Here is a 13021-nt window from a genome sequence, read left to right as displayed (position 1 = left end):
CTATCGCCCTCTGCCAAGGTGCAGCGTGGGTCCGCTCGCGATGCGCCGAACAACAACTAACGAGGGACACACATGAGCATCAGTACACCCACGCTGATCACCTTTCTGATCTACATCGCGGCGATGATCCTGATCGGTTTCGTCGCTTACCGCGCCACCAAGAACTTCGACGACTACATCCTCGGCGGTCGCAGCCTCGGCAGCTTCGTCACTGCGCTGTCGGCCGGTGCCTCGGACATGAGCGGCTGGCTGCTGATGGGCCTGCCCGGTGCGATCTTCGTCGCCGGTCTGTCGGAAAGCTGGATCGCCATCGGCCTGATTGTCGGCGCCTGGCTGAACTGGCTGTTCGTCGCCGGACGGTTGCGTGTGCATACCGAGCACAACCACAACGCGCTGACGCTGCCGGATTACTTCTCCCATCGCTTCGAGGACGAGAGTCGCATGCTGCGGATCTTCTCCGCGCTGGTGATTCTGGTGTTCTTCACCATCTATTGCGCCTCGGGCGTGGTCGCCGGCGCGCGACTGTTCGAGAGCAGCTTCGGCGTTCCGTACGAATACGCACTGTGGATCGGCGCCGCGGCGACCATCCTCTATGTGTTTATCGGTGGCTTCCTCGCGGTGAGCTGGACCGATACCGTGCAGGCGACGCTGATGATCTTCGCGCTACTGATCACTCCGGTGTTCGTCATTCTCGCCCTCGGCGACATGGGCGCTGCGATGGACACCATCGCCACCCAGAATCCGGCGGCCTTCGACATGTTCAGCGGACTCTCCTTCGTCGCGATCATCTCGTTGCTGGCCTGGGGCCTGGGCTACTTTGGCCAGCCGCATATCCTGGTGCGCTTCATGGCGGCCGACTCGATCAAGACCATCCCCAACGCCCGCCGCATCGGCATGGCCTGGATGATCCTGACGCTGGCCGGTGCCGTGGCGGTGGGCTTCTTCGGTATCGCCTACTTCGCCGGGCACCCGGAACTGGCCGGGCCGGTTAGCCAGAATGGTGAGCGTGTTTTCCTCGAGTTGGTGAAGATCCTGTTCAACCCGTGGGTCGCTGGCATCATCCTCTCCGGCGTCCTTGCGGCGGTGATGAGTACCCTCAGTGCGCAGCTGCTGGTCAGCTCCAGCGCCCTGACCCAGGACTTCTACAAGGCCATGCTGCGCAAGAGCGCCTCGCAGACCGAACTGGTCTGGGTCGGCCGGGCGATGGTGCTGCTGATCGCGCTGGTCGCCATCGGCATCGCCTCCAACCCCGACAGCAAGGTGCTGGGTCTGGTGTCCTACGCCTGGGCCGGTTTCGGCGCGGCGTTCGGTCCGGTGGTGCTGATCTCGCTGCTGTGGAAGCGCATGACCCGCAACGGCGCGCTGGCCGGCATGCTGGTCGGCGCCGTCACCGTGGTGGTGTGGAAAGAGTTCATCGGCCTGGGTCTGTACGAAATCATCCCCGGCTTCATCCTCGCCAGCATTGCCATCTATGTGGTGAGCAAGATGGGCGCCGAGCCGGCCCCGAGCATCGTCAAGCGCTTCGAGGAAGCGGACGCGGATTACCACGCCGGCTAAGCCCAGTGTCGGAGTGATGCCCCGGCTCGAAAGCTGAAGTCGTAGCGGGGCGCATTTCCACAGGCTGCAGAGGATTCTGCTGCGAGCACCTACAAAAAACCCCGGCTAGCCGGGGTTTTGCGTTTCTGCCGCAGTTTCAGTCGTCCGCGACCAGATTGGACCGGTCATCCACCGCGCCCGCGGCGATCAGATGTTCGGCTTCGTCTTCCGGCACATGGATGCTTGCGCCGTCGATGTTCATCACCGACATCCGCGCCTGTGGATCGGTGGTGATGCGTACGTCCATCAGGGCGCTGCGGTGCGTATTGCCGTTGATGACCACGCAGCAGGTCCCTGTGGTGGTGTCGATGTCTACGGTCATGATCTATCTCCCGAAGCGGTGCAAAAGCCGCGCGCGGTTCGCCCGGCGTTTCCATGTCGACCACGAACAGGGTGCATCCGTTGTGCCTGTTACTGGAAAAACAGACTTAAACGTTATGATATAACATGTTAGATTCTCGCCCCGCGAAGCTGGCTCCGCTACCGGATGCCGGCGCACAGCCGTCTTCGGTTGCCTCGGAAGGCAACCGCCACTGTCTGGAGAGTCACATGAAACTGAAGCGTCATCCCCTGGCCTGGGCGATCAGCCTGGCCCTGGTTCCGGCTGCCTGGGCCGCCGAGCCGGTCGAACTGCAATCCGTCGTGGTCAGCGCCAGCGGCCTGGCCAAGCAGAGCCATGAGATGACCACGCCGGCTGCCGTGATGGAGGGAGATGAACTGGTGCTGCGTCGCGAGGCAACGCTGGGTGAAACGCTGGAAAGCCTGCCTGGCGTACGCTCCAGCAGCTTTGGCGCCGGTGCGGCGCGCCCGGTGATTCGCGGGCTGGATGGCGCACGGGTCAAGGTGCTGAGCGATGGAGTGGAGCTGCTCGATGCCTCGACCATCAGCCCCGACCACGCGGTGACCAGCGAGCCGCTACTGGCCGAGCGCATCGAGGTCCTCAAGGGTCCGGCAACCCTGCTCTACGGCGGCGGCGCAATCGGCGGCGTGGTCAACGTGATCGACAAGAAGATCCCCACCCGCGTGCCGGAGAAGGGCTACGAAGGCGAGCTGGAGCTGCGCACCAACAGCGTCGCCAACGAAGGGTCAGGGGTGTTCGGCATCACCGCTGGCAGCGGCAACTTCGCCGTGCGCGCCGAAGGCACCAAGCGCCAGGCCGACCCTTATGAAATCCCTGGTTCGCCGGACAAGCAGGAAGGTTCCTACAACGACACCGACAGCTTCAATCTCGGCGCCAGCTTCATTGGCGAGCGCGGTTACATCGGCGCCGCCTACGGTGAGCAGAACAGCCGCTACGGGCTGCTGGCCCATGAGCACGCCGATTGCCACACCCACGGCAGCGACTGGCATTGCGGCGGCCATGATGATCACGACGATGACGACGACCATGATCATGACGAACATGGAAGCGTGCCTTATGTCGACATGCGCCAGAAGCGCTGGGATCTGCGTGGCGAGCTGAGCGATCCGCTGCAGGGATTCGAGCTTGCGCGGCTGCGCATCGGCCACAGCGACTATCAGCACAAGGAAATCGAAGGCGGGGAAGTGGGCACCCGCATCAACAACGATGCCACCGACGCACGCCTGGAGCTGACCCATCAGCCACTGTTCGGCTGGCGCGGTGTGGTCGGCGCGCAGACGCTGCGTCGCGACTTCGAAGCCCTCGGCGAGGAGGCCTACGTGCCGCAGACGCTGACCCGTAACCACGGTCTGTTCCTGCTCGAGGAATACACCGCCGGCGCCTGGCGCTACGAACTCGGCCTGCGCCACGAATGGCAGGACATCGACGCCGATGGCCGTCCGGATACCGATCACAGCGGCACGTCGATGTCCGCCGGTGCGGTCTGGACCTTCGCGCCGCAGTACTCGCTGGGCTTCTCGCTGACGCGCTCGCAGCGCCTGCCCAGTGCTGAGGAGCTCTACGCCAGCGGCCCACATGCGGCGACCCGCACCGTTGAGCTTGGCAATGTCGATCTGGAAGAAGAAACCTCGCACAACGCCGAAATCACCCTGCGCAAGTTTGCCGGCCGCACGACCTTCAGCCTCAGCGTTTTCCGCAACGAGGTGGATGACTTCATCTATGCCGCCGACACCGGTAACGATATCGGTGGCGGCTACCGCGAGATCGAGTACCGCCAGCAGGACGCTGTGCTCGCCGGGGCGGAAGGGGAGGTGCGCTTCCAGGTCACCGACGCCGTCGCCTTCACCCTCTTCGGCGACCACGTGCGTGGCAAGCTGCGCGACGGCGGCGGCGACCTGCCGCGTATCCCCGCTGATCGCCTCGGTGTGCGGGTGGACCAGAGCTTCACCCCGGCACTCAACGGCCAGCTGGAGTTCTATCGGGTGCAGCGCCAGGACGAGCTGGCCGACTACGAAAGTGAAACCGGTGGCTACAACATGCTGGGCGCCAGCCTCGGTTATAGCGGCTCGCTGAACCAGACCGATTACCTGCTCTACCTCAAGGCCAACAACCTGCTGGACGAAAAGGCCCGTCAGCACACCTCCTTTATCAAGGATGAGGTGCTGCTGCCTGGGCGCAATCTGACGGTAGGCGTGCGCCTGGCGTTCTGAGGCGGACAGTTGCCTTGCAACACTGACGAGGGCCGGCAGCTACTGCCGGCCCTCGTTCATTCCGGCAGGCAAAGGCTCGCGGTCACGCGCAAGTACGCGGATGACGCGCTATCCTTGCGCCCCTCGATTGTTCCGTTGCGGGTGCCGGTCGTTGTCCGCGCTGGCGATGGAACGTCAGGACCAACAAGGAAAACAAGTCCCATGAACGTCAGCACTCCCACTCTGATCACTTTCGTGGTCTATATCGCGGCGATGATCCTGATCGGTTTCATCGCCTACCGCGCCACCAAGAACTTCTCCGACTACATCCTCGGCGGTCGCAGCCTCGGCAGCTTCGTCACGGCGCTGTCGGCCGGTGCCTCCGACATGAGCGGCTGGCTGCTGATGGGCTTGCCCGGTGCGATCTTCGTCGCCGGTCTGTCGGAAAGCTGGATTGCCATCGGCCTGATCGTGGGCGCCTGGCTCAACTGGCTGTTCGTCGCCGGCCGGTTGCGTGTGCACACCGAGCACAACCACAACGCCCTGACGCTGCCGGATTACTTCTCGCACCGCTTCGAGGACGAGAGCCGCATGCTGCGGATCTTCTCCGCGCTGGTGATCCTGGTGTTCTTCACCATCTATTGCGCCTCGGGCGTGGTGGCCGGTGCGCGACTGTTCGAGTCCACCTTCGGCATGCCCTACGAGTACGCGCTGTGGGTCGGTGCAGCGGCGACCATTCTCTACGTGTTCATCGGCGGCTTCCTGGCGGTGAGCTGGACCGACACCGTACAGGCCACGCTGATGATCTTCGCGCTGCTGATCACCCCGGTGTTCGTCATTCTCGCCCTCGGCGACATGGGCACCGCGATGGCCACTATCGAAGCGCAGAACCCGGCCAACTTCGACATGTTCCGCGGGCTGTCCTTCGTCGCGATCATCTCGCTGCTGGCGTGGGGCCTGGGCTACTTTGGCCAGCCGCATATCCTGGTGCGCTTTATGGCGGCCGACTCGATCAAGACCATCCCCAATGCCCGCCGCATCGGCATGACCTGGATGATCCTGACCCTGGCCGGCGCGGTCGCGGTGGGCTTCCTCGGCATCGCCTACTTCGCTGACCATCCGGAGCAGGCCGGTGCGGTCAGCCAGAACGGCGAGCGAGTATTCATGGAGCTGGTGAAGATCCTGTTCAACCCCTGGGTTGCGGGCATCATCCTCTCCGGCGTGCTGGCGGCGGTGATGAGCACCCTCAGTGCCCAGCTGCTGGTCAGCTCCAGCGCGCTGACCCAGGACTTCTACAAGGCGATGCTGCGCAAAAATGCCTCGCAGACCGAACTGGTCTGGGTCGGCCGCGGCATGGTGCTGTTGATCGCCCTGATCGCCATCGGCATCGCCTCCAACCCGGAGAGCAAGGTCCTGGGCCTGGTGTCCTACGCTTGGGCCGGCTTTGGTGCCGCGTTTGGGCCGGTGGTGCTGATCTCGCTGCTGTGGAAGCGCATGACCCGTAACGGCGCTCTGGTCGGCATGCTGGTCGGTGCGGTCACCGTGGTGGTGTGGAAGGAATTCATCGGCCTGGGCCTGTACGAAATCATCCCCGGTTTCATCTTCGCCAGCATTGCCATCTATGTAGTGAGCAAGATGGGCGCCGAACCGGCGCCGACAATCGTCAAGCGCTTCGAAGAAGCGGACGCCGATTACCACGCCGGCTGATCTGCACAGCGCAGGTCGAGCATGGCTGCTCGACCTGCGGTTGGATCCGGTATCCCGGTTCTAACCGTTCCGCCCCATATCGATATTTGCCACTGCCCGGCCTCTCCGTCGATGCTGTCCGGGCTTCAATTCGTCACTTCCGACAAGTCGATCCGCCGCCAGCGTGCCTCGGCGAAGCTGTACACAGCGAAGGCCAGCAGGCCGACCCCGATTGCCAGCAGCAGCGCGCCACCCGCAGGCATGCCCTGAAGCGCTTCGAGCGCTTCCTTGAGGCCGGGGGGATCGGTGGGCTCGTAGCGGCTACCGCCCATGAACAACAGTCCGGCGATGATCAGAAAGGAACAGCCACGTGCAGCCAGCCCAACACGGGAAACGGGGCGCACCAGATGCATGGTGCGTTCATCGCACTGGAAGTAGCGCTCGAAATGCGCACGCCATGCCTTGATCAGATGCGCAATGGCAACTCCAAGTGGAATCAGCGCAATCGCCCAGATCAGCCAGTGAGAGTGCTTCAGGCCAAGAACACGCATGAGGCTGTCGGTGCTTTCGCCTCCGGAACCGCCGCCGCCTTCGGAGAAGCGGTCCAGCCCACTCACCAGCATGCTCAGCGTGAACAGTGCAAGCAGCAAGTTGACCACGCCACTGCTCACCAACCCCGTGCGGATCAGCAGACCCTTGGCGTCATGGCCGTGCCGATCGGTATCACCGATGCCCTGCGTCAGCCGCCACGCCACGTGCGCGAGCAGGCCGATTACCACCAGCCAGAGCAGTATCGCCCCGAATGGCTGGCCGAGCAGTTGCTGAACTGCGCCGCGAGTGTCGACCGTTTCGCCGGAACCGAGTGCCGCCATGATCGCAAAAAAGCCGACGATGACGTACACCACGCCCCGCGCCGCGTAGCCGCTGCGTGCCAGCCAGACCACTCCACGTGTCACGTTCATATTCGCTTTCGCTCCGAAATTGAGATCATCCGAGACAGTGTCGTCATAGTTGGGACGCGATTGCAGCCCGTTCGGTTCGCTCGAACTCGTCGCGTACACCTGCCTTTGGGCGGCGAAAAGAATTAATACCGACGAAGGAACGGGACGAAACGGCGAAGGTCTGATTCCTCGCCCAGTAGCGTTCGGGTGTCCTGGGGCGGGACGGTCTTGCGACTACGGAGAATCAAGGATTATCTCGATGAATTACTGGAAGGTGGTATTGCTCGGCATGGCGCTCGGCTTGGCCGGATGCAGCATCAATGCCCCAGGTGTACATGCGCGGGTCGGCGATGCCGATGCGGTACGGCTGGACATCGGTGGTCACGGTCATGGTGGCGGGTTCTGTCCGCCGGGACATCGGATGAAAGGAAACTGCTGATGAGCGCTCGTCTTCTTGTAGTCGTACTGGTAGCCCTCCTGATGTCCGGATGCAGCCTGCGTCTACCGGGCATCGGCATCGATATCGGTGATGGCGGCGGCGGGCCTCCGCATTGCCCACCAGGTCAGGCCAAGAAGGGTAACTGCTGAGGCGCCAGGCGCCGGCTGCTCACGCTCAGGCAAGGCCGACTAGGCCTTGCCTGTCTCTGGAGTCATCTATGTCACGTCTTCTCGTGTTGTTTCTCGGGCTGATCACGCTGAGCGGCTGTACCGTGCATGAGTACGTCGGCCACGGTTATCACCGCCCCTATTACCACGGCGAATACCGCGAGTATCGCTACGACAGCTATCCAGCCCGCCATTACCGATACGACCGTTCCGATTACCCACGCCACGCTCCGCCACCGGTGGTTCGGCACGAGCGCTACGAACAGCATCGGAGTCATCGTCACGACCAGCCTTCCCGGCACTACAGTCAGGGCGGTGACCGTCACTACAAGAACGCCGTGCGCCACCCGGTTCAACACAGGAGCTACCGGCCGGCTAAGTCCCAGCAGCATCACGATCGCCGCCGCCAGTGGTAGCGGGCCGGCGCTGCCGCCGAGAGTGAGCCGTGGCCTGACTCGGCTCTGACTTCCCCTTTACGCTGTGGCATTGCCGCATAGGTAAACGCCCGCCAAATGCCCTTGTGGCGGGCTGGCATCTTCTCCGTCGCCGGCCAGGTGCAGCGCTGGCGATTATCGGCTGATGCACCGATAATCGCCCCGATGTCAGCGTCCGGGGTGTCCTGCATGACCGATGATTCACGAGCTCTTCAGCCACCGATGGCGCCGCCCATCGTCGCGTCTCCCGCCAAACGCATCGAGGCGCTAACCGGCGATCCCAACTTCATGACTTCGCTGGCGCGCGGGTTGGCTGTGATTCATGCGTTCCAGGAGCGGAAGCGCCACTTGACCATCGCGCAGATCAGCCACCGCACAGAGATCCCCCGCGCCGCGGTGCGCCGCTGCCTGCATACCCTGATGAAACTTGGCTACGTCACCACCGACGGGCGCACCTATTCGCTGTTGCCCAAGGTGCTGACCCTCGGTCACGCCTATCTGTCGTCCACGCCGCTGGCAGTTACCGCGCAGCCGATTCTCGACCGCCTCAGCGAGCAGCTTCACGAAGCCTGTTCGATGGCGACGCTGGAGGGTGATGAGGTGCTCTATGTGGCGCGTTCGGCCACCCCTCAGCGGCTCATCTCGGTAGATCTGTCGGTGGGCAGTCGGCTGCCTGCCTATTGCACGTCGATGGGCCGCATCTTGCTGGCGGCGCTGGATGACGCGGCGCTCGACGACTACCTGGGGCGAGCCGACCTGCAGGTAAAGACCAGCCGTACCTTGCACAGCCCGGAGGCGCTGCGCGACAACATCGCCGAGATTCGCCAGCAGGGTTGGGTCATCATCGATCAGGAGCTGGAAATGGGCCTGCGTTCGTTGGCCGTTCCACTCAAGGATTCCGCCGGCCAGGTGCTGGCCGCGCTGAACGTCGGCACCCATGCCGGGCGCGTCTCGCGTCAGGAGCTGGAGACCCGATTCCTGCCCGTGCTGCTGGAGGCCAGCCGCGAATTGAGCACGCGGCTGTTCCATTGATCGAAGCTCTCGCGACCATCGGCGACTACGGTGCTCTAGGTGGATTCGCGCGCTGAGTCGGCGTTGTTCATCACAATGGAACGGTGCTTAAGTTGTTCGATAATCGAACGTTATGTCGATTATCGGATTGTTTGGCTGGGGATGGACCGTTAACGTTTTCACAACGCAATCGGCGTACAGAAAACAACACGAGATCCGACTCATGGCTGAATTCCTCTCGCTCCGCGAAGCGGTCGAGCGCTTCGTCCAGGATGGCGACACCGTCGCCCTGGAAGGCTTTACCCACCTGATTCCCACCGCAGCCGCCCATGAAATCGTGCGCCAGGGGCGCAAGGACCTGACCCTGGTGCGCATGACACCGGACCTGGTCTACGACCTGCTGATCGGTGCCGGTTGCGCGAAGAAGCTGATCTTCTCCTGGGGCGGCAATCCCGGCGTCGGCTCGCTGCATCGTCTGCGTGATGCGGTGGAGAAGGGCTGGCCGCAGCCGCTGGAGATCGAGGAGCACAGCCATGCCGACCTCGCCAATGCCTACGTCGCCGGCGCCTCTGGTCTGCCGTTTGCGGTGCTGCGTGCCTATGGCGGCTCCGACCTGCCCAAAGTCAATCCGCTGATAAAGTCGGTCACCTGCCCGTTCACCGGGGAAGTGCTGGCGGCCGTGCCCAGCGTGCGCCCGGACGTCACCGTGATCCACGCGCAGAAGGCCGATCGCAAGGGCAACGTGCTGATCCAGGGCATTCTTGGTGTGCAGAAGGAAGCCGCCCTGGCAGCCAAGCGCTGCATCGTCACCGTTGAAGAGATCGTCGATGACCTCCAGACGCCGATGAACGCCTGCGTGCTGCCGACCTGGGCCCTGAGCGCGGTGTGCCTGGTGCCGGGTGGCGCGCACCCGTCCTACGCGCATGGCTACTACGAGCGAGACAACCGTTTCTACCAGGCCTGGGACCCGATCGCCCGTGACCGCGAGGCGTTCAGCGCCTGGATCGACACCTACATTCGCGGCACCGCCGACTTCGCCGCCTATCGCGCGAAGCTCGCCCAGCAGGAGGCCAATTGATGAGTTCCTACAACACAAACGAAATGATGACCGTCGCCGCGGCCCGTCGGCTGGGCAATGGCAGTGTCTGCTTCGTCGGCATCGGCCTGCCGTCCAAGGCCGCCAACCTGGCCCGCCTGACCCACGCCCCGGAAGTGGTGCTGATCTACGAATCCGGCCCGATCGGCGCCAAGCCTTCGGTGCTGCCGCTGTCCATCGGTGACGGCGAGCTGGCCGAAACTGCCGACACGGTGGTGCCGACTGGCGAAATCTTCCGCTACTGGCTGCAGGGCGGGCGCATCGACGTCGGCTTTCTCGGCGCCGCGCAGGTGGACAAGTACGGCAACATCAACACCACGGTGATCGGTGACTACCACCAGCCCAAGGTGCGCCTGCCAGGTGCCGGCGGCGCACCGGAGATCGCCGGTAGCGCCAAGCAAGTCCTGATCATCCTCAAGCAGTCGCATCGCACCTTCGTCGACAAGTTGGCTTTCATCACCTCGGTCGGTTTCGGTGAGGGCGGCGATCACCGCAAGCAGTTGGGCCTCCCTGGCAAGGGCCCGATGGCGATCATTACCGATCTGTGCATCATGGAACCGGAAGAAGGCACCAACGAATTCATCGTCACCGCGCTGCATCCGGGCGTGACCCGCGAGCAGGTGGTGGCGAACACAGGCTGGGCACTCCGCTTCGCCGAAACGCTTGGAACTACCGAAGCGCCTCGCGTCGATGAGCTGCAAGCGCTGCGCGCGCTGGAGGCCCGAACCGCTGCCGCTCATGGCCAGCAAGGGGGAGAGGAATGACTCGCGACGTATACATCTGCGACGCCGTCCGCACACCGATCGGCCGCTTCGGCGGTGCGCTGGCAGCCGTACGCGCTGACGACCTGGCTGCGATCCCGTTGCGGGCGCTGCTGGAACGTAATCCGCAGCTCGATCCTGCGGCTATTGATGAAGTGTTCATGGGCAGCGCCAACCAGGCTGGGGAGGACAACCGCAATGTCGCGCGCATGGCCGCGCTGCTCGCCGGCCTGCCGGACACGATACCGGGCGTGACCCTAAACCGCCTGTGCGCTTCGGGTATGGATGCCGTGGGCACCGCGTTTCGTGCTATCGCCTGCGGTGAAATGGAGCTGGCGATTGCCGGCGGCGTCGAGTCCATGTCCCGCGCGCCCTATGTGATGGGCAAGGCCGATACGGCGTTCGGTCGCACCCAGAAGATTGAGGACACCACCATTGGCTGGCGCTTCATCAATCCGAAGATGAAGGAAATGTATGGCGTGGATGCCATGCCGCAGACCGCCGACAACGTCGCCGATGAGTGGCAGATCAGCCGCTCCGATCAGGATGCTTTCGCGCTGCGTAGCCAGCAGCGAGCGGCGGTAGCTCAACAGAGCGGGTTCTTTGCCGAAGAAATCGTTCCGGTGGTGATTAAGGGAAAGAAAAGCGAAACGGTAGTCGATACCGACGAGCACCCGCGCGCCGCTACAACGGCCGAGGTGCTGGCCAAGCTCAAGCCGGTCAACGGCCCTGACAAGACCGTCACCGCCGGCAACGCCTCGGGCGTCAACGACGGCGCGGCGGCGATGATCCTCGCCAGCGCCGAAGCGGTGCAGAAGTACGGCCTAAAGCCCCGCGCCAAGGTGCTTGGCATGGCCAGCGCCGGCGTCGCACCGCGCATTATGGGGTATGGCCCCGTGCCGGCGGTGCGCAAGCTGTGCGAACGCCTGAATGTTGCGGTAAGCGATTTCGACGTAGTAGAGCTCAACGAAGCCTTCGCCGCGCAGGGCCTGGCCGTGACCCGCGATCTCGGCCTGCCGGATGACAGTCCTATGGTGAATCCCAACGGCGGCGCCATCGCCTTGGGACATCCGCTTGGCATGAGCGGCGCTCGACTGGTGTTGACGACTGTTCACCAGCTGGAGAAAACCGGCGGCCGTCTCGGTCTAGCGACCATGTGCGTCGGCGTAGGGCAGGGCCTGGCAATAGTGGTGGAAAGGATCTGATTCGGTTCCATCACTGACCCGTAGGATGGGCTTCAACCCACCACTGGCTTACCGCCCGGGCGTAAACGGCTGGCGAACTGCCAAGGTCCGGCTACGTTTCGAACTGCAAAAGGCGCTGGTTGTAAGCCGAAAAGTCGCGCTGAGCTGTGCCGGCCTTTAACTTGAGCCATGCGCGCCGCAGAAACGAGCGCGCCATGGCCGACGCCATTCCCTCAACGAACGAGGATGACCATGCCAACCGTGAAACTGGCTGATACCTGCCTGAACTACCGATTTGACGGCGCGGATAACGCGCCTGTGCTGGTGCTGTCCAACTCTCTGGGTACCAGTCTGGGCATGTGGGACGAGCAGATTCCCGCATTTTCAGAGCATTTTCGAGTGCTACGCTACGATACGCGCGGCCACGGCGAGTCGAGCGTCACCGAGGCGCCCTACAGTATCGAGCGGCTGGGAAGGGATGTGCTGGCCCTGCTCGATGCACTGGGCATCGAGCGCTTCTCCTTCTGCGGCCTGTCCATGGGCGGGCTGATTGGCCAGTGGCTCGGAATCAATGCCAGCGACCGGCTGCAGGGGCTGGTGCTGTGTAACACTGGGGCGAAGATTGGCAGCGATCAAGTCTGGAACGAGCGTATCGAAACTGTCCTAAAGGGCCAGCAACAGGCCATGGCCGAGATGCGCGACGCGGCCATCAGTCGCTGGTTCACTCCAGCCTTCAGCCAGCGTGAGCCGCAAGCCGCCACCCGTATCGCCGACATGATCGTCGCCACCTCGCCAGAAGGCTACGCCGCCAACTGCGCCGCCGTGCGCGATGCTGACTTCCGCGAAGAACTTGGCACAATCAAAGCTCCGACCCTGGTGGTGTGCGGCGGTCAGGACCCGGTCACGACCATAGAACACGGTGAGTTCATACAGCAACGCATCGCTGACGCGCAATTGGTGGTGTTCGAAGTCGCGCATTTGTCGAATGTCGAGGCAGGCGAAAACTTCACCCGCGGCGTGCTAGCGTTCCTTCGTAGCCAAGCGTGACCGGTGTAAAAGCCACATTGGCCGAAGCCTCTAACCCAACCGCGAATCGAGCGTGGTCCACTCTAGTGCTCTCTTCGGCAGGGTGGGCTTCAGCCCACCACGCTCTTTT

The 13021-nt window shown here is 63.4% G+C and carries 13 protein-coding genes; 11 read left to right on the top strand and 2 right to left on the bottom strand.

Annotation, left to right across the window (positions count from 1 at the left end):
- The first annotated feature begins 72 nt into the window (after positions 1-72).
- On the top strand, positions 73-1557 hold the full coding sequence (gene putP, locus LO50_RS12490) for a sodium/proline symporter PutP (protein WP_044315210.1): 1485 nt from the start codon (positions 73-75) through the stop codon (positions 1555-1557).
- A gap of 136 nt (positions 1558-1693) precedes the next feature.
- On the opposite strand, the gene LO50_RS12485 is transcribed toward putP (LO50_RS12490), so the two are convergent.
- On the bottom strand, positions 1694-1918 hold the full coding sequence (locus LO50_RS12485) for a DUF3203 family protein (RefSeq protein ID WP_044315209.1): 225 nt from the start codon (positions 1916-1918) through the stop codon (positions 1694-1696).
- Positions 1919-2145: 227 nt separating this feature from the next.
- Here LO50_RS12485 and LO50_RS12480 point away from each other — a divergent pair, with 227 nt between their 5' ends.
- Positions 2146-4167 (top strand): TonB-dependent receptor, encoded by a 2022-nt coding sequence (locus LO50_RS12480; RefSeq protein WP_044315208.1) that lies wholly within the window; start codon positions 2146-2148, stop codon positions 4165-4167.
- Positions 4168-4368: 201 nt separating this feature from the next.
- The gene (gene putP, locus LO50_RS12475) at positions 4369-5853 is read left to right on the top strand and encodes a sodium/proline symporter PutP (protein ID WP_003282158.1); all 1485 of its coding nucleotides are present in this window, start codon (positions 4369-4371) and stop codon (positions 5851-5853) included.
- 125 nt (positions 5854-5978) lie between these two features.
- On the opposite strand, the gene LO50_RS12470 is transcribed toward putP (LO50_RS12475), so the two are convergent.
- The gene (locus tag LO50_RS12470; RefSeq protein WP_044315207.1) at positions 5979-6794 is read right to left on the bottom strand and encodes a DUF1206 domain-containing protein; all 816 of its coding nucleotides are present in this window, start codon (positions 6792-6794) and stop codon (positions 5979-5981) included.
- 238 nt (positions 6795-7032) lie between these two features.
- Here LO50_RS12470 and LO50_RS12465 point away from each other — a divergent pair, with 238 nt between their 5' ends.
- The 8 genes from LO50_RS12465 (at position 7033) to pcaD (ending at position 12912) form a co-directional block, all read left to right on the top strand.
- On the top strand, positions 7033-7212 hold the full coding sequence (locus tag LO50_RS12465) for a hypothetical protein (protein ID WP_044315206.1): 180 nt from the start codon (positions 7033-7035) through the stop codon (positions 7210-7212).
- On the top strand, positions 7212-7361 hold the full coding sequence (locus LO50_RS25100) for a hypothetical protein (protein ID WP_162836512.1): 150 nt from the start codon (positions 7212-7214) through the stop codon (positions 7359-7361). The genes LO50_RS12465 and LO50_RS25100 overlap by 1 nt, the downstream gene beginning before the upstream one ends.
- Positions 7362-7429: 68 nt before the next feature.
- Entirely contained in the window at positions 7430-7795 is a 366-nt protein-coding gene (locus LO50_RS24715; protein ID WP_152623976.1) for a hypothetical protein, read from the top strand.
- 207 nt (positions 7796-8002) lie between these two features.
- Positions 8003-8845, top strand: a complete 843-nt coding sequence (locus LO50_RS12455; protein WP_044315204.1) for an IclR family transcriptional regulator domain-containing protein — start codon at positions 8003-8005, stop codon at positions 8843-8845.
- A gap of 202 nt (positions 8846-9047) precedes the next feature.
- On the top strand, positions 9048-9902 hold the full coding sequence (locus LO50_RS12450; protein ID WP_044315203.1) for a CoA transferase subunit A: 855 nt from the start codon (positions 9048-9050) through the stop codon (positions 9900-9902).
- Positions 9902-10684: a CoA-transferase subunit beta gene (locus tag LO50_RS12445; RefSeq protein WP_044315202.1), complete on the top strand. Its 783-nt coding sequence runs from the start codon at positions 9902-9904 to the stop codon at positions 10682-10684. The genes LO50_RS12450 and LO50_RS12445 overlap by 1 nt, the downstream gene beginning before the upstream one ends.
- Positions 10681-11886, top strand: a complete 1206-nt coding sequence (pcaF, locus tag LO50_RS12440; RefSeq protein WP_044315201.1) for a 3-oxoadipyl-CoA thiolase — start codon at positions 10681-10683, stop codon at positions 11884-11886. Before LO50_RS12445 ends, pcaF begins: the two co-directional genes overlap by 4 nt.
- A gap of 231 nt (positions 11887-12117) precedes the next feature.
- Positions 12118-12912, top strand: a complete 795-nt coding sequence (gene pcaD, locus LO50_RS12435; protein WP_044315226.1) for a 3-oxoadipate enol-lactonase — start codon at positions 12118-12120, stop codon at positions 12910-12912.
- The last annotated feature ends 109 nt before the right edge of the window (positions 12913-13021 follow it).

It is taken from the genome of Stutzerimonas stutzeri, from assembly GCF_000935215.1.
Taxonomy (GTDB): Bacteria; Pseudomonadota; Gammaproteobacteria; order Pseudomonadales; family Pseudomonadaceae; genus Stutzerimonas.
Note: the sequence above shows the minus strand (reverse complement) of the source record. Positions and strands in the feature narration are given on the sequence as shown.